We start from the raw sequence: 15,694 nt of genomic DNA, 5'->3' as shown, positions 1-15,694 counted from the left end.
AAAAAAGGCGCTCTGCTGCGGGAGTCAGAGCCAGGGCGGCGCGATGTACTCCGAGGTCGCGTGTTTCTCGGGATAGATGATCTCCTGTACACCCTCGCCCTCGTCGTTCTCCTGCCACTGGAAGTAGACGGTCTCGTCTTCTATGTACTTGAGGTCGTGGGCGAACTCGTGATCCTTGTCGTAGAACTCGATCGTGCCGGTGGTCCCGGTAAACGACGCGGCCTCCAGCTCCGGAATCAGGGCGTCCGAGTCGAGCGAGCCGGTCTTCTCGACTTTGTTCGCGAACAGATCGATCGCGTCGTACGCGTGATAGCCCGTGTAGACGGGATTGTTTCCGCTGAACTGGTTCCGATACGCTTGCACGAACGGCTGTGTCTTCTCGGTGATCGTGCTCTCCGCCGTCGCGCTGGACTGCCCGACGCCGAAGCGGCAGGCACCGCGGACCATGTCGTAGTAGCCCGGCAACTGCATCGGGACGTGGATCCCGCCGAACGCGAACGGACGCGGCCTGGGCGTCACCCAGTCGAGCAGCGCGGCGGTCCCGGTGTGGGCCATCGTGGTGAATGCCACGTCTGCCCCTGCCGCCTGAACCTCGTCGTATATTCCCGAAAAGTCGTCGGTCGCCGGCGGATACCGTTCTTCCATCACGACGTCGACGCCCGTGTCCGCGAGTCGGTCCTGGTAGACCGTCCACGGCTCGGAGGTCCACTGGTAATCCTCGACCAGCACGGCGACGGAGTTCCAGCCGATTTCGGGACCCATCGCGTCCACGAAGTCGACCTGCGTCCTGCCGAGGTCGTAGTTGTTCGTCGGCCCCGCACGGAAGTGATACTTGTACTTGTCGTACTGCTCGCTGACCAGTCGACTCGCCTCCGCCGTCGCCGCACCGGACGTGAGATGAATCGTCTCCTGCTCTGCGATGTCGTCCATGAGAGCCATCAGCGATTCACTGGCGAAGACACCGACCGTAACGTCCGCATCTTCTTCGAGGATGAGCCGCTGATACTGGCGACGCGCCTCGAGCGGACTCGAGTTCGTGTCGCCGACGACCATCTCGACATCTCGACCGTTGATTCCTCCCGAATTCTGCAGTTCGTTGACGGCGACCTGTGCACCGCGTACCATCGATCGACCGATGAAGTCGCTGTCCGGGTTCGGCGCGAGAACCCCGATCGTGATCGGGTCCTCGCTCCCGGATCCCCCGGCGATCGAGCCGAGCGTCCCTAAACACCCGGCGGTCGAGAGGCTGGCCGCGCTGCCGGCCGTCGCGAGGACGTGTCGTCGCTGGAGACCGCTTCGTCGAGTCCGTTGGTCGGTCGCGAGGCTTGGTTCGTCATCAGCCCCACCACATTCATGCATCTCGACCAGTCATTTTGCCTTCGATATCTTAACATTTGTGGCAACTTACCAAAGAGTGGGTGGTAGCAATCAACATGCTAGAAATGGCTGCAGACCAGTTGGAAAGCCGATCAGAACCGGACACATCGCTACTGGAGTGACCACGCCTAACGAAATCAACGCAGTTCTCGGCGAGAGCCGTCGCGGAACCGTCGCTCCCCCACGAGTGCCCCTGGAACAGCCCCTAGAACCAGTTCGGATCGACGTACTCGGCGGACGAATGCTGATCGGGCCAGATGACCTCCTGGACCCCCTCGCCCTCGTCGGTCTCCTGCCACTGGAAGTAGATGGGGTGGACGTTCTCCTCCCCGTAGATGACGTCGTGAGCGAATTGGTGGTCCGGCTCGTGGAACGCGATCGTACCAGTCGTTCCGGTGAAGCTGGTATCCTCGAGCGTGCCGACCAGCGTCTCGGAGTCGACCGTCCCGGCCCGCCCGGCGGCGTCTGCAAACAGTTTGATCGCGTCGTACGCGATGAAGCCGGTGTAGACGGGGCTCTGCCCACCGTACCTGTTCTGGTACGACTCGACGAACGGCTGCGTCTTGTCGGTGAGTTCGCTCGTCGCCGTGGCGCTGGCGTAGCCGACGGCGAACCGGCACGCGCCGTCAGTCATCCGGTAGTACGATGGGAGCTGCATCGGAACGTGAATGCCGCCGAAGGCGAACTCCCGCTCCGCCGGTCCCCAGTCGAGTATGGCGTTGGTACCGGTGTGAGCCGTCGAGATGAACGCCGCATCAGCACCTGACGCCTCGACATCGTCGTAGATCGAGGAGAAATCGTCGGTCGCCGGCGGATACCGGTCCCACATCGTCACGTCGATGTCGAGGTCACTGAAGCGGCTCTGATAGAACGCCCACAGCCCCTCGGTCCAGTCGTAGTCTTCGGCGAGCACGGCGATGGAGTCCCAGCCGATATCGTCCCCCTTCTCGGTCAGAAACTCGATCTGGGCCTGCGCGAGGTTCGAACCGTTGACCGGGCCGACGCGGAAGTGGTACTTGTACTTCTCGTACTCCTCGTTTACCTTTTGACTGGCCGTCGTCGTCGCCGACCCGGCCGTGAGGTGGAGCGTCCCCTGCTCGGCGATGTCTTCCATCAGCGGGACGAGCGCCTCGCTCGTGGAGATGCCGACCGTGACGTCGGCACCCTCCTCGAGGACGAGCCGCTGATACTGACGGCGAGCCTCCTGTGGACTCGAATTGGTGTCGCCGACCACCATCTCCACGTCGCGGCCGTTAATCTTCCCCAGTTCGTCGACGGCGATCCGTGCACCCTGAACGATCGACCGGCCGATGGAGTCGCTGTCCGGATTCGGTGCGAGAACCCCGACCGTCACCGGTTCAACGTCGTCGCTTCCGACGATCGACCCAGCCGTCTCGAGACAGCCCGCAGCTGAGACCGCCGCAGCGCCGGCTGCCGTCGTTTTGAGGAGCGTTCGCCGATCCGGAGCACCCAGTCGTGCATCGGAAACGGAGCCGGTATCCGCGTTCCCGCTGCGACGCGCGCGTTCAGGCATACTGCACTGTCGTCTCTCCCTACATATCTTAATGGTTGTGGAAGAGCACCATACATTATATCTCAACAACCATTGCTCGAAATGACACACTGAATATATTTCCTCGAGAACGGGTATACAGACCTCTAAACGGAGCAGTGCGAAGAGGAACGAAATAGGGCATTTCGACTTGGATTGAACCGTTCGGTCCGACGGATTCGAGCGCCGACCGACAGAGTCGGCGAACCCTATCGTTCCGTCAGAGCCAGACCGGAGGGATGTACTCGCTGGTCGCCTCTTTCTCGGGCCAGATGATCTCCTGTACGCCCCCGCCCTCGTCGTTCTCCTGCCACTGGAAGTAGAGCCACTCGTCGTCGACGTACCGAAGGTCGTGCGGGTACTCGTGGTCGCGACCGTAGAACTCGACCGTCCCGGCCACGCCGTCGTACGAAACGTTCTCGAGCGCGGGGATTAGTTTCTCGGAATCGAGCGTTCCTTCTCGTTCGGCTATCTGGGCGAACAGCGAGACCGCATCGTAGGTGTGGTATCCCGTATAGACGGGCTTGTCACCGTCGTATGCGTTCTGGTAGGCCGAGACGAATTCTTGTGTACCCGAGAATTCGCTCTGTGCTGTCGCACTGGTCGAGGCGACTCCGAAACGACATGCTCCACCCGTTTGCCGGTAGTAATTCGGCAACTGCATCGGGACGTGGATGCCCCCGAACGCGAACCCTCGGGGTCGAGGCGGGCGTTCGGGACGGTTCGGGTACGACCAGTCGAGCAACGCGGCGTTCCCGGTATGTGCTGTCGAAATAAACACCGCATCCGCACCCGCTGCTTCGGCCTCGTTGTAGAGACTCGAGAAGTCGTCGATCGCCGCCGGATACCGCTCTTGCATCACGGCGTCGACGCCGGTACTCGAGAGCCGGTTCTGGTACACCTCCCACGGCCCCTCGGTCCACTCGTAGTCCTCCGCGAGGAGCGCGATCGAGTTCCAGCCGATCTCGGTCCCCATATCGTCCAAGAAGTTAATCTGTGTCCGAGCGAGATCGCGGTTGTTTCCCGGACCCACGCGGAAGTGATATTTGTATCGGTCGTAGTCCTCGGCGATCAGCCGACTCGGCGTCGTCGTCGCCGAGCCAGAGGTGAGGTGGAGCGTCTGCTGTTCGGCGATGTCGCCCATGATGTTCTCGAGTGCCGCGCTGGCGAAGACGCCAACCGTGACGTCAGCGTTCTCTTCGAGAATGAGCCGCTGATACTGGCGACGCGCCTCGAGCGGACTCGAGTTCGTGTCGCCGACGACGAGTTCGACGTCTCTACCGAGAACCCCGCCGTTTTCGTTGAGGGTGTCGACGGCGACCTGTGCTGCGCGCGCCATCGACTGGCCGATAAAGTCGCTGTCCGGATTCGGCGCGAGAACGCCGATCGTGACCGGGTCGACGTCGCCGCTACCGCCGGCGAGACTAGTGGCCGTATCTAGGCAGCCGGCGAGCGTGAGACTCGCCGCACCGCCGGCCGTAGATTTGAGGAAACGACGCCGATTCGGGTCCTGCGAGAGGGTACTTAGCGGAGAGAGACGTTCGTTTACTGTCGAAGATGTAGGTTTCCCCATACTATCAGACGTAAACTCACCACTGTTTAAGAGTTTTGGATAGTTTACAATTCGTGGATAGAATGAATTGAAGTTAGGCACGTATATCGAACATATGGTGCTGTATTCTGGTATATATTGGACGAATAGACGATAATAGTATTAACATATAAGTGAGAATGAACGCGTACTGGCGCGACGATGAGCGGAAGCGAGGAAAGAGCAGCACTCGGGAAGGACATCCGGGCCGAAGGCTCACCGTCACGAATCGCGAAAACGGGTGAGATTCGTCGAGAATGCAGACCCAAGCGAAGAGCAGCGACAAATACCCAAATTACCTTCATTAATCTCTTAATACATGTCGGTGGCTCGTAGTACCTCCCGTCTCTCGATTATCAACTCCGATAACCGCGGAACATCATTTATGTAGTGACAACATCACGCGTGTTCTATCGATGGATATCGCTAGACGATTGGTACCGACAGCTATCCGACGCAGGTACGCGGTCAAGTTCGGGATCGCGCTGCTTATTCTCGGGCTGTCGGTCGGCCTGATCGGATACGGGGCAACTGCAGGAATCACTAACCAAGTCGAGGATCGCGTCCAGACCGATCACGCGTCTTCGGCCAGTCAGGAAGCACAGAGTCTGCAGATGTGGAACGAGCAGAACGAACATACGGTCGGGTCGATCGTCAGATCGGACGTCGTCGCCAGTGACGATCCGCAAGCGATCCAACACCGGTTCCTCGACTGGCAGGAACACCTCGATACGGACACGTTCGATATCTCCTACGTCGACCTCACCAACGAGACGGTGACCGCCAGCACCAACGGAGCCTACCGCGGCGTGCCGACCAGCGAACTGAACAACGTCCCGAGCGAGGCCTACTCGCAGGCGACGGCGAACGTCCCCTGGGTTTCGGACGCCTACGTCGCGCAGGGCGAGTTCGGACAGAACACTACCGTCATCACCTACGTCCAGATTTCCGCCGCGAACGAGAACCGTGCGATCGTCTACACGGCCGACCTCGAGGCGTACGCGAACCAGCTACAGGACAAAGAGGGCGTCACGACGATGGTCGTCGACGGTGACAACGAGATCATGCTCGACAACGCCGGATACGGGGCCGAAAGCCACCACGGTGAAGGGGACTCTCACGGCGACGGCGGCGACCACAGCCACGCGACGCTCGGCACCACGTACGGCGGCAATACGAGCTTCCTCGAGGCGGCCCGAACCGAGGGGGCGACCACGTCGCGAATCTCCGGCTCGTCGCTGAGCTTCGGCGGCGCATACGAGTTCGATAGTGACGAATACGTCACGAGTTCCGCGCGCGTGTTCGGGACCGACTGGGTCGTCGTGACCCACGAGCCCGCCGGCCAGGCGCTCGGGTTCGTCAACACGATTAACCAATACGGTATCTACGCGACGATCCTCGGCGTCCTCATGATCGGTGCGGTCGGTGCCGTTCTCGGACGCAACACGGCCGTCTCGATCGACCGCCTCACCGGCAAAGCCGCCGAGATGGAGAAGGGGAACCTCGACGTCGACCTCGAGACCAAACGGATCGACAACATCGGCCGGCTCTACAACGGCTTCGACTCGATGCGTGACGCGTTGCGCGAACAGATTCGGGAAGCCGAGGCCGCCCGCGAGGAGGCCGAACGCGAACGCGAACGCGTTCAGGAGATCAACGACCACCTCGAGGAGAAAGCCGCCGAGTACTGTGCAGTCATGGGGGCTGCCGCGGACGGCGATCTCACTGCTCGCGCAAACGTCGAGAGCGACAACGAGCAGATGGAACAGATCGGGGAGGACTTCAACGACATGCTCGACGAGATCGAGCGAACCATCGCCGAGCTCAACCGGTTCGCGACCGACGTCGCGACCGCCTCCGAGCAGGTGACCGCCTCGAGCGAGGAGGTCCGTTCGGCCTCCCAGCAGGTCACCGGCTCCATCCAGGAGATTTCCGACGGTGCCGACCGACAGAACGAGTCGCTACAGTTGGTCAACCAGGAGATGAGCGCCCTCTCGACGACGACCGAAGAGATCGCCGCCTCCTCGAACGAGGTGGCCGACATCGCCGAGCAAACCGTCAACACCGGCCAAGACGGGCAGGAAGCCGCCCAGGAAGCGATCACCGCGATGGAGGAGATCGAGACCGAAGCGGGCAGCGCCGTCGCCGAGATCCGTCGGCTCGAAGAGGAGGTCCAGCAGATCGACGAACTGATCAACACGATTTCCGAGATCGCCCGTCAGACCAACATGCTGGCGCTGAACGCCAACATCGAGGCCTCCCGTTCCGCGGGCGGCAGCAGCGACGACGAAGGGTTCTCCGTCGTCGCGAAGGAAGTCAAAGCCCTCTCCGAGGACGTCGCGCAGGCGGCCGACGAGGCAGAAGACCGGCTCGAGGCGATCCGCGATCGGACCGAAGAGTCCGCTGCCGAGGTCGAAGGCACGAGTGACGACATCGAAAACGCCAGCGAGCAGGTCGAGGAAGCGGTCAAGGCGCTCGAAGAGATCGCCGAACTCGCCCAGGAAACCAACGTGGGCGTCCAGGAGATCTCCGCAGCGACCGAAGAGCAGGCGGCCTCCACCCAGGAAGTCGTCGCGATGGTCGACGACGCAGCGACGATCTCCGACGAGACGACCTCCGAGGCGGAGAACGTCGCCGCTGCAGCCGAAGAGCAGACCACCGCACTGACCGAAGTGACGAAGTCCGCCTCGAGCCTCTCCCAGCAGGCCGCACAGCTGTCCGAAGCGCTCGACCTGTTCGACACCGACGTCGACCGCGAGGATGTCGATCTCACGTCGTCGTTCGACGCCGACGAGGAGCTACCGACCGAGTCGCAGTTCCACGTCGACGCGGACGCTGGCGACGACGCGACCGATCAGGGCCGCGGGATTACGTTCGATGCCGACGCCGATACCGACGAAACCGGCGCGGATGCACCGGCCGCGTTCGACGATGGCACCGACGCCGGACTCGATATCGGGGAGACACCGGCCGGCGACGAACTCGACACCGATCAGCCGGCGACCGACGCAGTCGAGGCTGGCTCGAGCGACGAACCGCTCGAAGCCGGGCCGGCGACCGACGACGCGGCTCGCGAGGCGACGGACGCGTCCGCAACCGACAGCCAGAACGCCGAGCTCGGTGCGGACGAGATCCTCGGCCTCGAGGACGGCGATCAGGGTTCCGCCGCGCCGACCGAGTCGACTGATCCGATCGGCGAGGAGTCGGACGCGACGGCGTCCGCCGACGACACTGCGGTCGACTCGCTCGTGGACGACGCCGAAGCTGACGACGTGACGCACGACGAATCCACGGACGAACCGACGGCTGATGCCGACGACGCGGCCGCACAGCCGCTCGGGCCGGGCGACAGCGAACCGGGTGACGCCGACGCTGAACCTGACACACAAGCGGCGGCTGACGCGGCCGACCAGAGCAGCGACGGCGACGACGACTCGAGTGCGAACGCGGCCGCGACTGACGACTCCGAAAGCGACGACGATGGAGACGACACGGACGGCGCGGCCGAGAGCGAGGACGTGTTCACCTTCGGAACGACCACCGAAGACGAATAACGGCCGCCGTCTTCGTTCGCTACCTTTTTGCCTGCAGTCTCGGAAGGAATCGGCATGCTCACCGTGCGGGCACCCGCGACGAGTGCGAACCTCGGGAGTGGCTTCGACGTGTTCGGCGTCGCTCTCGGGACGCCCGCCGACGTGATTCGCGTCGAACGCGCCCCGGAGACGACGATTACGGTCACCGGTGCTGGTAGCGAGTACATTCCGGAAGACCCCGAGAAGAACACCGTCGGTGCGGTCGCCGAGGCCCTGGACGCCCCGGCCCGTATCCGAATCGACAAGGGCGTCCGGCCCTCCTCGGGGCTCGGCTCGTCGGCCGCCAGCGCGGCCGCAGCGGCCGTCGCCCTGAACGCCCTCTACGATCGCGGTCGTACTCGAAGGGAACTCGTCCCCGTCGCCGCCGAGGGCGAGGCGCTCGTCTCCGGCGAGGCCCACGCGGACAACGTCGCTCCATCGCTGCTCGGCGGCTTCACCATCGTCACCGACGACGGCGTCACGCAGGTCGACGCCTCGGTCCCCGTCGTCGCCTGTCTGCCCGAGACGTCCGTCTCTACGCGCGACGCGCGCGGCGTCGTCCCCAGATCGGCCGCGATGGACGAGGTCGTCGACACCGTCGGCAACGCCGCCACGCTGACCGTCGGTATGACCCGGAACGACCCCGATCTCGTCGGGAAGGGGATGAACGACGCCATCGTCACGCCCGAACGGACCAAGCTCATCGACGGCTACGACCGGGTTCGCGAGGCCGCACTCGAGGCGGGCGCGACCGGCGTCACCGTCAGCGGTGCCGGCCCCGGCGTGCTGGCGGTCTGTCACCGCCGCGACCGACGGGCGATCGCCTCGGCGATGGTCGACGCCTTCGACGCCGCCGGCATCGAGAGTCGAGCCTACCAGACCGCGGTCGGCGAAGGCGCGCGGCTCTATCGCTAGCAGATGAGCCGGACGACAGACGGCGTCCTCGCAGTCGTCACACTGGCGGCATTCGTCGGCGGTCTCGCCGTTGCGAACGCATCGCCGTCGAGCGTGTTCGTTGCAGTCGGCGGCCTCGGAACGCTCGTCTTCGAGGCCGTCGCGTTCAGCCACAGCGAGACCGTCCGATACTACTGGGAGCGACCGGCCGTCCAGGCGGGAACGCTCGTGGCTGCGTTCGGAATCGTCGGCGTCGGGATCGTCGTTGCACCCTCGAGTATCCTCTCGGCAGGGATCGGTGCGCTGGGTGCGTATCTCGTCGTCCTCGTAGTGGTCTCGGCTGTGAGGCCGGAGCTCGAAGGCAGACCGTGACGGAAGAAACAACGTATTACTCCCTCGATCGGAGCTTCTAGGAACGCCGTTACTACGTGTCGAAAGCAGTGAATTAGTCTCGGGATGTCAGTTACAGATCGGGAGATTCGAGCGCAATTGGAGGGGGACGACGGCGACGACCTCGTCGACCGTCTCGAAGATCGGGCTGGAGCCGACCTGCGATGCGTCGTCGAGTACGGCGAGTCCGGCTGGGACGTCCGCTACCACCGATCGGACGTGCGACGCGACGAGTTCGAGATCGTCCGCGAAGAGATGAAGCAGCGGGTTCGAGCGGCCGCTCGAGAGGAGGCGTCGTCGATCGATGCGACGCCGCGAACGGTCGTCAGCGCTTACGACGACGTCTCGGTCGTCCACCTTCTCTGCGCCGACCGACGGAGCATCGCCGTGCTACTGACCGCCGACGCGACGCCGCGAATTCGGTCGTTCGCGCGCGAGTGTCGGGAGCGGCTGTCCGAGTAACGGTCGCCGACCGATCCCTGATCGGCACGTCCGTTTTCCGACAGTCAGCCGCGTTACCATTTTCCTAGCCTATCGGTAGACGGCAGCTACCGTCCGTATCCGATTTATAACCATATATGAGTTTCAGGATTTAGTTCATGAATGGGGGAGACACGTCGACGCGGTCGAGGCGAGGAGAGGGGAACCGACGGTTCACAGGAGATCGATTCGGCGCTGCGGAAGGGGAGGTCCGGCATCCGAGGACAGGCTCACGTACTCGGATTCGTTCTGCTTATCGGTGCCGTTACCGTTGCGAGCGTCGGAATCGTCGTTTTCGGTACGGACAGTCTCGACGCTCAGCAGACGGCGATCGAGACCGAACACGCCGAGCAATCGATGCTCGAGTTCACGCACGCAACCCACACCGCGACCGTGGCCGGCGGCGATCGAGTCCCCGTCTCGATCGACGCGGTCGGTGACGGGACGATCGAGACGCGGGAGGACGCCGGCCGCGTGCGGATCGTCCGCGAAACCGCCTCGGGGTCAGAGGTCCTGTACGACGAATCGCTCGGTGCGCTCCGGTACACAAACGGGGACATCGAAATCGCGTCGCAGGGCGGCGGACTGTGGCGATCCGATGAAACCGGAACCGTTTCCGTCTCCTCGCCACCACTCGTGTATCGGGACGAGACGCTGACGTTTCCCATCGTTCGGTTGACCGACGCGCGAAGCGGAGGTGACGGCGTCGACGGCGTCGTTCGCCAGTCCGGGTCGCCGGCCCACGTCGATCTCCGCAGGCGCAATCGGTCCGTGGGGGGTGGTGCCGGCGTCGTTCGAATCGAAATCGAGAGCGCGTACTGCGACGGCTGGGAGCGAGAGATCGAAGCGACGGTCCCCGGACGCGTCACCGAACGATGTTCGGCGGGGCGAGCCGATCGCATGCGATTCGAGCTGCTCGTTCCACCCGCGATCGGCACCGTCGACAGCGCCATCGCCGCCCACGAGGTCGACATCCATCGGAACGCGCCGCGGATCGACGGGGACGTGAGAGCGGACTCCGTCGACGAGGAGCGGGTCGATGGAAGCGTATTCGAGACGGGCTACGACTATCCGTCGGCCGACGCGTACGTCGACGCGCTCGTCGAGGGATGCGAGGAGGTGGGATTCGACGATCTCGACCGCGAGATAACCGAGCCCGGTCGCTACTGCGTCGACACGATCGACGACGCACACACGTTCGACACGTCGGACGGAGACATCGAGGTCGTCGTCCGCAACTCCATCGGCGATCCGAACTACGAAGATGAACTCCGCGTCGAGGGCGAGAACGACCTGACGATCGCCGTCGACGGTCCCGTCTCGGCGCGCGGGGACGCCGTAATCGGGAACGTGTCGAACCCGGGGCAGACGCAGTTGCTCGTCTCGGCCACCGGAACAGTGACGACCGCGACCGGCGAACCGACGCTCGCCGCGCTGGTCTACGCGCCGGATTCGAACGCCTCCGTCCAGGGGACACCCACGATCGAGGGAAGCATCGTCGCCGATCACGTCGACGTCGGCAACATCAGGCCCGGCGTGATCGCGTACGACGATCGGATTGCCGCCGCCGACGTCGCTTCAGAGTCCGGGTTGCATCTCCGCTACTTCGACGTAACCGCATACGAACTGTCGATCGACGATTGAGCCTCGAGCCGAGTCTCGACTGACGGCCCAGTGTTACGGCCGGTCCGCGACGCTCCGCCAGCGCCGACCGTAGATCCGCGGGAGCGCATCGACCTTCGCGTGTCGAACGTTCGCCGGCACCGTCGAGACCCTCGTGGAGACGCCGGCCGGGAGCGGACCGTACGGCACCGACGAGACCGCAGTCGGGTTCTTCGAAACCGGCCGCCGACCGGCGTAGCCAGAGCCGCGCTGCGTCGACTCGTACAGCTCCTCGAATTTCGAATGACCGTCGATGACTCCTTTGCGGGCCGTTTTAGCGCCTTTTTTGGCCTCCTGCTGAAGCGCAGCGTTCGTCGCGTCCGGTTTCACTTCGGCGACGAAGTTCCTGATTTCGGCTGCCGCCTCGGAGTCACCGGACGATCCGAACGCGTCAGGGCCGACGACGTCCTCGAGTTCGCGCTTGAGGTGGCGCAGTTCCCGCTGGAAACCGACGAGATCGACGGCGTTCCAGAGCTCTCGGAGAACGATAACGCGTCGGATCGATCCGAAATCGAGGGCCAGGTCCGGATTCCGTTCGCGGATCGCGTCCGGAATTCGGTCCGATTCGATGAGATCCGGCAGGGCCGACGCGTCGATAGCGTCCGGCAGCCGCTCGAAATCGATCGTCTCGAGGAGGTCGTCGATCTCCCCGACGACATCTATGAGTTCCGCTGCCGCCTTCGATCCGTCGGCCGCGGGCTCTTCGAGCGAGCGCTCGATTCCCGCCGTGAGTCCATTGGCGAGCCGCTCGGAGCCGGTCTGAGACGTCGTCTGAGTCATGTGATCGGTACGCTGTAGCCGGAGATAACGAGCGTGCTTGCCGATCGGTCGTCCGTTAGAAATGCTAGTGTTCGGAAACGGGCCTCGACGTCAGTCAGACGCCCCGACCCTGCAGCTTCTCTTCTTCCGGCAGGTCGACGTTCGCGTCGCCTTTCATGCTCTTGCCGAGGTTCTTCGAGATCTCCGCCAGCGTCTCGGGGTCGTCCCAGTTGTTCGTCGCCTCGACGATCGCTTCGGCCATCTCGGGCGGGTTCTCCGCGCCGAAGATGCCGCTGCCGACGAAGATGCCGTCGCACTCGTGGTGCATCATGAGCGCGGCGTCTGCGGGGGTGGCGATCCCGCCCGCCGCGAAGTTGACGACCGGAAGACGGCCCATCTCGGCGGTCTCGTGGACGAGATCCGCGGGCGCTTCGATCTCGCGAGCGTAGGCCTCTCGTTCCTCGTGGCTCATGCCCTCGAGCTTGCGGATCGCGCCCTTGATGGTGCGCTGGTGGTGGACGGCCTGGTTGACGTCGCCGGTGCCGGCCTCGCCTTTGGTCCGGATCATCGCCGCGCCCTCGTCGATCCGGCGCAGGGCCTCGCCGAGGTCGCGCGCGCCGCAGACGAACGGCGCGGTGAAGTCGCGCTTGTCGATGTGGTAGGCGTCGTCGGCAGGCGTCAGCACTTCGGACTCGTCGATCATGTCGACGCCGACGGCCTCTAAGATCTGGGCCTCCTTCGTGTGGCCGATTCGGGATTTGCCCATCACGGGGATCGAAACCGACTCGACGATCTCCGCGACGTCGGCGGGGTCGGCCATCCGGGCGACGCCGCCGCGCTTGCGGATGTCCGCGGGGACGGCCTCGAGCGCCATCACCGCGACTGCGCCGGCTTCCTCGGCGATGCGGGCCTGTTCGGGGTCGACGACGTCCATGATGACGCCGCCTTTCTGCATCCGGGCGAACCCGCGCTTGACGAGATCGGTCCCGCGTCGCAGTTCCTCGAGATCGGTGTCTTCCGTCATACTCCGCGGTTAGGAGCGGCCGTACTTACGCGTGTTCTTTGGGGACGATTCAACCGCGGGAGCCGGAATCGTTCGGCAGCGCTCGTCGGCCGCTCCGGCAGCCGGACTGGACCGTCGATCACCCGCGTATCTGCTCGCCCTCGAACAGGCGCGCCCGGACGCGAGAACCGTACAGCCGGGTCAGCGGCCGCTGCCAGAGTCCGAGCTCCCGTCGCAGGGACGGCGCGATCTCGAGGCGCGTCCCGGCGACACCGAGCCCGAGCGCAATTTCGCCCTCGATCCGCACCGGCGTCCGCAGGAGGTCGCCGTCGACCGTCGTGTAGCTCGCCATCGTCCAGTCGCGCCGGCGAGGGTCGGAGCGGGGACGGGCGACCTCGAGCCGGGCCCCCTCGCGCTCGCCGTAGCGACCGCCGACGACGACGGCGCGGATCCCGTTCGGTCCGTCGGTCACCGTGATATCGGCCCGTTCCTTGGGATATCCCCAGAGCTCGCGGCCGAGGGCGACCGAGGGATCGGTCGTGACGGGCAGCCAGTGGACGTAGCCGCCGATATCGCCGTCCGAAAGCTGCGCGACGGGCAGATCGGTTCGGCCCCCGTGGACCGCTGGTACGATGACGGCGAACTCGTCGTAGGGCTCGAGCCCGGGTTCGCGCTCACGCTCCTCGTCGGCGGCCCCGGCCCGAGTCGACCCGCCGCCGACGCGGTGATACTGGATTCCGACGAGAGCGACGCAGCCGACGCCGGGTGCGATCGCGAGCGACGAGAGGCCGTCCGGCAGGATCGCTTCGAGGCGACCGCGACGGGCAGGGACGGTGACGCCGCCCATCGCGAAGGCGAGTTCGAGCGGCAGTTCGACCTCGTGGCCGGTCGAGAGCCGTCGGCGCGTCGGTTCGACGGTAGTCATAGCCGACGGTACGACGGGGATCGACGTAGTGATACGGGTTCGCGGCCCAGGTGTCGAGACCGCTACTGTTTTGCGGGTTCCGGCCGTCGCGCCGGACGATGACCGCGTCGACTCAGCTGGCGGACCGCGAACGCGGGGACGGCGAGTCGCTTCCGGCGTATCTCGCGCCCGTACCGCGCACGCTCGAGAACCTCGGATTACGCTTCGCGTGGCTCGTCGTGGCGATCAACCTCGCCGGGACGGCCTTCGGCTTCTGGTACTACTCGGGACAGTTCGCACTGACGCCCGCCGCGATGTGGCCCTGGGTGCCCGACAGCCCGCTCGCGACGCTGTTCGTCGCGCTGGCGATCGGCGCCTGGAAGCTGGGTCGCGAACAGCCGTGGCTGACCGCGCTGGCGTTTTTCGGCAACGTCGTGCTGGGGCTGTGGACGCCGTACACGCTGCTCGCCTTCGCCGACGCCTACGCGTACCTCCCCGTCTGGATGTACCACTTCCTCTTCTGGAGCCACCTCGCGATGGTCGTCCAGGCGTTCGTCCTCCATCGGATCTCCGACTTCCCGGTCTGGGCGGTGGCGGTCGCCGCCGTCTGGTACTGGAGCAACCTGATCGTCGACTACTTCGTTCCGATCGTCGGGGAACCACATCACACGATCATCCCCGTCGACCGAAGCACGGCGATGTTCCTCGAGGCCGACGCGCTGGGCGTAATCGCCGCGGGCGAAGTCACTTTCGTCCTCCTGGCACTGTTTCTCGCGCTAGCGATCCGCGTCAAAAAGTGCGAAGCGGCCGGGAGTCGAGCGTAGCAGCCGACTCGAGCGACCGGGTTCGCCTACAGGTCGGTGACGAACGCGAGCTCGAGGTAGGGATCGAGCGAGCGAGCCGCGGCCCGGCGCTCGACGGTTCCCGCGTCCGCGTCGTACCGCAGCACCTTCGAGTCGACGAGCTTTCGGAGGTGATTGTGGTGGAACTCGACGGTGAGCTGTTCGATGCGCTCGCGAGTTCGCTCTCCCTCGCGGTCGGCGATCCGATCGACGAGGTCCTCGACGCTCACTGCTCCCACTTTCCGTGACAGGTAATACAGCGCGTACCGACGCTGCTCCTCGAGCAAGAGCTCGAATACCGTGTTCGTCGGGAGCGTGGCATCGGTTTCGACGGTGTTGACGTCTGAGATGTCTGTCTTCATTGGTGCTCTGTACTCGGCTTACGCGACGGCCAGCGACGCATCGGCGCGGATCGACTTCAGCAGAGCACGATTACCAGTTGGCTGAAGCCGTCATAAATATTCTGTTACCTTCAAGATATCGGACGTAATACCGTACTTCCCCAAACGATCAGCCAGAAAACCAACGAAATACTTCGTCAGGTACTGTCTAGTTTAGAACCTCCGCTGGTGTCTGTCCGTTGAATGATTGGTGTGGTCGCTGCGTGTTATAGTAGTGTACGAATTGTTCAATCCATTCTCTGGCGCTCGCTCGACTGCCCACCCATG

General features: G+C 64.2%; 14 protein-coding genes. 6 read left to right on the top strand and 8 right to left on the bottom strand.

Annotated features, from left to right (window positions below; genetic code table 11):
- Window positions 1-24 precede the first annotated feature (24 nt).
- The 3 genes from NDO75_RS09405 to NDO75_RS09395 form a co-directional block, all read right to left on the bottom strand.
- Window positions 25-1,359: an ABC transporter substrate-binding protein gene (locus tag NDO75_RS09405; protein ID WP_310905905.1), complete on the bottom strand. Its 1,335-nt coding sequence runs from the start codon at window positions 1,357-1,359 to the stop codon at window positions 25-27.
- Between the two features lie 223 nt (window positions 1,360-1,582).
- A complete protein-coding gene (locus NDO75_RS09400) occupies window positions 1,583-2,911 on the bottom strand; it encodes an ABC transporter substrate-binding protein (protein ID WP_310905904.1) in 1,329 nt (442 codons plus the stop codon).
- A gap of 238 nt (window positions 2,912-3,149) precedes the next feature.
- Window positions 3,150-4,502 (bottom strand): ABC transporter substrate-binding protein, encoded by a 1,353-nt coding sequence (locus NDO75_RS09395; RefSeq protein WP_310905903.1) that lies wholly within the window; start codon window positions 4,500-4,502, stop codon window positions 3,150-3,152.
- Window positions 4,503-4,936: 434 nt separating this feature from the next.
- Between NDO75_RS09395 and NDO75_RS09390 the strand changes: the two genes are divergently transcribed.
- The 5 genes from NDO75_RS09390 (at window position 4,937) to NDO75_RS09370 (ending at window position 11,500) form a co-directional block, all read left to right on the top strand.
- On the top strand, window positions 4,937-8,074 hold the full coding sequence (locus NDO75_RS09390) for a methyl-accepting chemotaxis protein (protein ID WP_310905902.1): 3,138 nt from the start codon (window positions 4,937-4,939) through the stop codon (window positions 8,072-8,074).
- 54 nt (window positions 8,075-8,128) lie between these two features.
- Complete coding sequence (locus tag NDO75_RS09385; RefSeq protein WP_310905901.1) at window positions 8,129-9,007, top strand: homoserine kinase; 879 nt, start codon at window positions 8,129-8,131, stop codon at window positions 9,005-9,007.
- A 3-nt stretch (window positions 9,008-9,010) separates the two neighbouring features.
- Window positions 9,011-9,358, top strand: a complete 348-nt coding sequence (locus NDO75_RS09380) for a hypothetical protein (RefSeq protein WP_310905900.1) — start codon at window positions 9,011-9,013, stop codon at window positions 9,356-9,358.
- Window positions 9,359-9,442: 84 nt separating this feature from the next.
- Window positions 9,443-9,838: a hypothetical protein gene (locus tag NDO75_RS09375; protein ID WP_310905899.1), complete on the top strand. Its 396-nt coding sequence runs from the start codon at window positions 9,443-9,445 to the stop codon at window positions 9,836-9,838.
- 141 nt (window positions 9,839-9,979) lie between these two features.
- Window positions 9,980-11,500, top strand: a complete 1,521-nt coding sequence (locus tag NDO75_RS09370; RefSeq protein ID WP_310905898.1) for a hypothetical protein — start codon at window positions 9,980-9,982, stop codon at window positions 11,498-11,500.
- Window positions 11,501-11,533: 33 nt separating this feature from the next.
- On the opposite strand, the gene NDO75_RS09365 is transcribed toward NDO75_RS09370, so the two are convergent.
- The 3 genes from NDO75_RS09365 to NDO75_RS09355 all read right to left on the bottom strand — a co-directional run bounded on the left by NDO75_RS09365 (window position 11,534) and on the right by NDO75_RS09355 (window position 14,205).
- Window positions 11,534-12,298 carry a hypothetical protein gene (locus NDO75_RS09365; protein ID WP_310905897.1) on the bottom strand — a complete coding sequence of 255 codons (765 nt, stop codon included), beginning with the start codon at window positions 12,296-12,298 and terminating at the stop codon, window positions 11,534-11,536.
- Window positions 12,299-12,392: 94 nt separating this feature from the next.
- Complete coding sequence (gene pdxS / locus NDO75_RS09360) at window positions 12,393-13,301, bottom strand: pyridoxal 5'-phosphate synthase lyase subunit PdxS (RefSeq protein WP_310905896.1); 909 nt, start codon at window positions 13,299-13,301, stop codon at window positions 12,393-12,395.
- A gap of 118 nt (window positions 13,302-13,419) precedes the next feature.
- Window positions 13,420-14,205 (bottom strand): acetoacetate decarboxylase family protein, encoded by a 786-nt coding sequence (locus NDO75_RS09355; RefSeq protein WP_310905895.1) that lies wholly within the window; start codon window positions 14,203-14,205, stop codon window positions 13,420-13,422.
- A 98-nt stretch (window positions 14,206-14,303) separates the two neighbouring features.
- Between NDO75_RS09355 and NDO75_RS09350 the strand changes: the two genes are divergently transcribed.
- A complete protein-coding gene (locus NDO75_RS09350) occupies window positions 14,304-15,008 on the top strand; it encodes a DUF1405 domain-containing protein (protein ID WP_310905894.1) in 705 nt (234 codons plus the stop codon).
- A gap of 26 nt (window positions 15,009-15,034) precedes the next feature.
- Here the strand turns inward: NDO75_RS09350 and NDO75_RS09345 are convergent, their stop codons facing one another.
- On the bottom strand, window positions 15,035-15,388 hold the full coding sequence (locus NDO75_RS09345) for a hypothetical protein (RefSeq protein ID WP_310905893.1): 354 nt from the start codon (window positions 15,386-15,388) through the stop codon (window positions 15,035-15,037).
- Window positions 15,389-15,575: 187 nt separating this feature from the next.
- Window positions 15,576-15,694, bottom strand: a 119-nt coding sequence (locus tag NDO75_RS09340) for an integrase core domain-containing protein (RefSeq protein ID WP_310906775.1), incomplete at its 5' end; no start/stop codon positions are given.

It is taken from the genome of Natrinema sp. 1APR25-10V2 (assembly GCF_031626495.1).
In the GTDB taxonomy this organism is placed as follows: domain Archaea; phylum Halobacteriota; class Halobacteria; order Halobacteriales; family Natrialbaceae; genus Natrinema.
Note: the sequence above shows the minus strand (reverse complement) of the source record. Positions and strands in the feature narration are given on the sequence as shown.

Excerpts from the sequence above, each read along its gene's own strand:
- NDO75_RS09370 (WP_310905898.1), top strand. The coding sequence starts at position 9,980 with ATGGGGGAGACACGTCGACGCGGTCGAGGCGAGGAGAGGGGAACCGAC.
- NDO75_RS09375 (WP_310905899.1), top strand. The coding sequence starts at position 9,443 with ATGTCAGTTACAGATCGGGAGATTCGAGCGCAATTGGAGGGGGACGAC.
- NDO75_RS09405 (WP_310905905.1), bottom strand. The coding sequence starts at position 1,359 with ATGCATGAATGTGGTGGGGCTGATGACGAACCAAGCCTCGCGACCGAC.
- NDO75_RS09395 (WP_310905903.1), bottom strand. The coding sequence starts at position 4,502 with ATGGGGAAACCTACATCTTCGACAGTAAACGAACGTCTCTCTCCGCTA.
- pdxS (WP_310905896.1), bottom strand. The coding sequence starts at position 13,301 with ATGACGGAAGACACCGATCTCGAGGAACTGCGACGCGGGACCGATCTC.
- NDO75_RS09390 (WP_310905902.1), top strand. The coding sequence starts at position 4,937 with ATGGATATCGCTAGACGATTGGTACCGACAGCTATCCGACGCAGGTAC.
- NDO75_RS09350 (WP_310905894.1), top strand. The coding sequence starts at position 14,304 with ATGACCGCGTCGACTCAGCTGGCGGACCGCGAACGCGGGGACGGCGAG.
- NDO75_RS09380 (WP_310905900.1), top strand. The coding sequence starts at position 9,011 with ATGAGCCGGACGACAGACGGCGTCCTCGCAGTCGTCACACTGGCGGCA.
- NDO75_RS09400 (WP_310905904.1), bottom strand. The coding sequence starts at position 2,911 with ATGCCTGAACGCGCGCGTCGCAGCGGGAACGCGGATACCGGCTCCGTT.
- NDO75_RS09365 (WP_310905897.1), bottom strand. The coding sequence starts at position 12,298 with ATGACTCAGACGACGTCTCAGACCGGCTCCGAGCGGCTCGCCAATGGA.
- NDO75_RS09355 (WP_310905895.1), bottom strand. The coding sequence starts at position 14,205 with ATGACTACCGTCGAACCGACGCGCCGACGGCTCTCGACCGGCCACGAG.
- NDO75_RS09345 (WP_310905893.1), bottom strand. The coding sequence starts at position 15,388 with ATGAAGACAGACATCTCAGACGTCAACACCGTCGAAACCGATGCCACG.
- NDO75_RS09385 (WP_310905901.1), top strand. The coding sequence starts at position 8,129 with ATGCTCACCGTGCGGGCACCCGCGACGAGTGCGAACCTCGGGAGTGGC.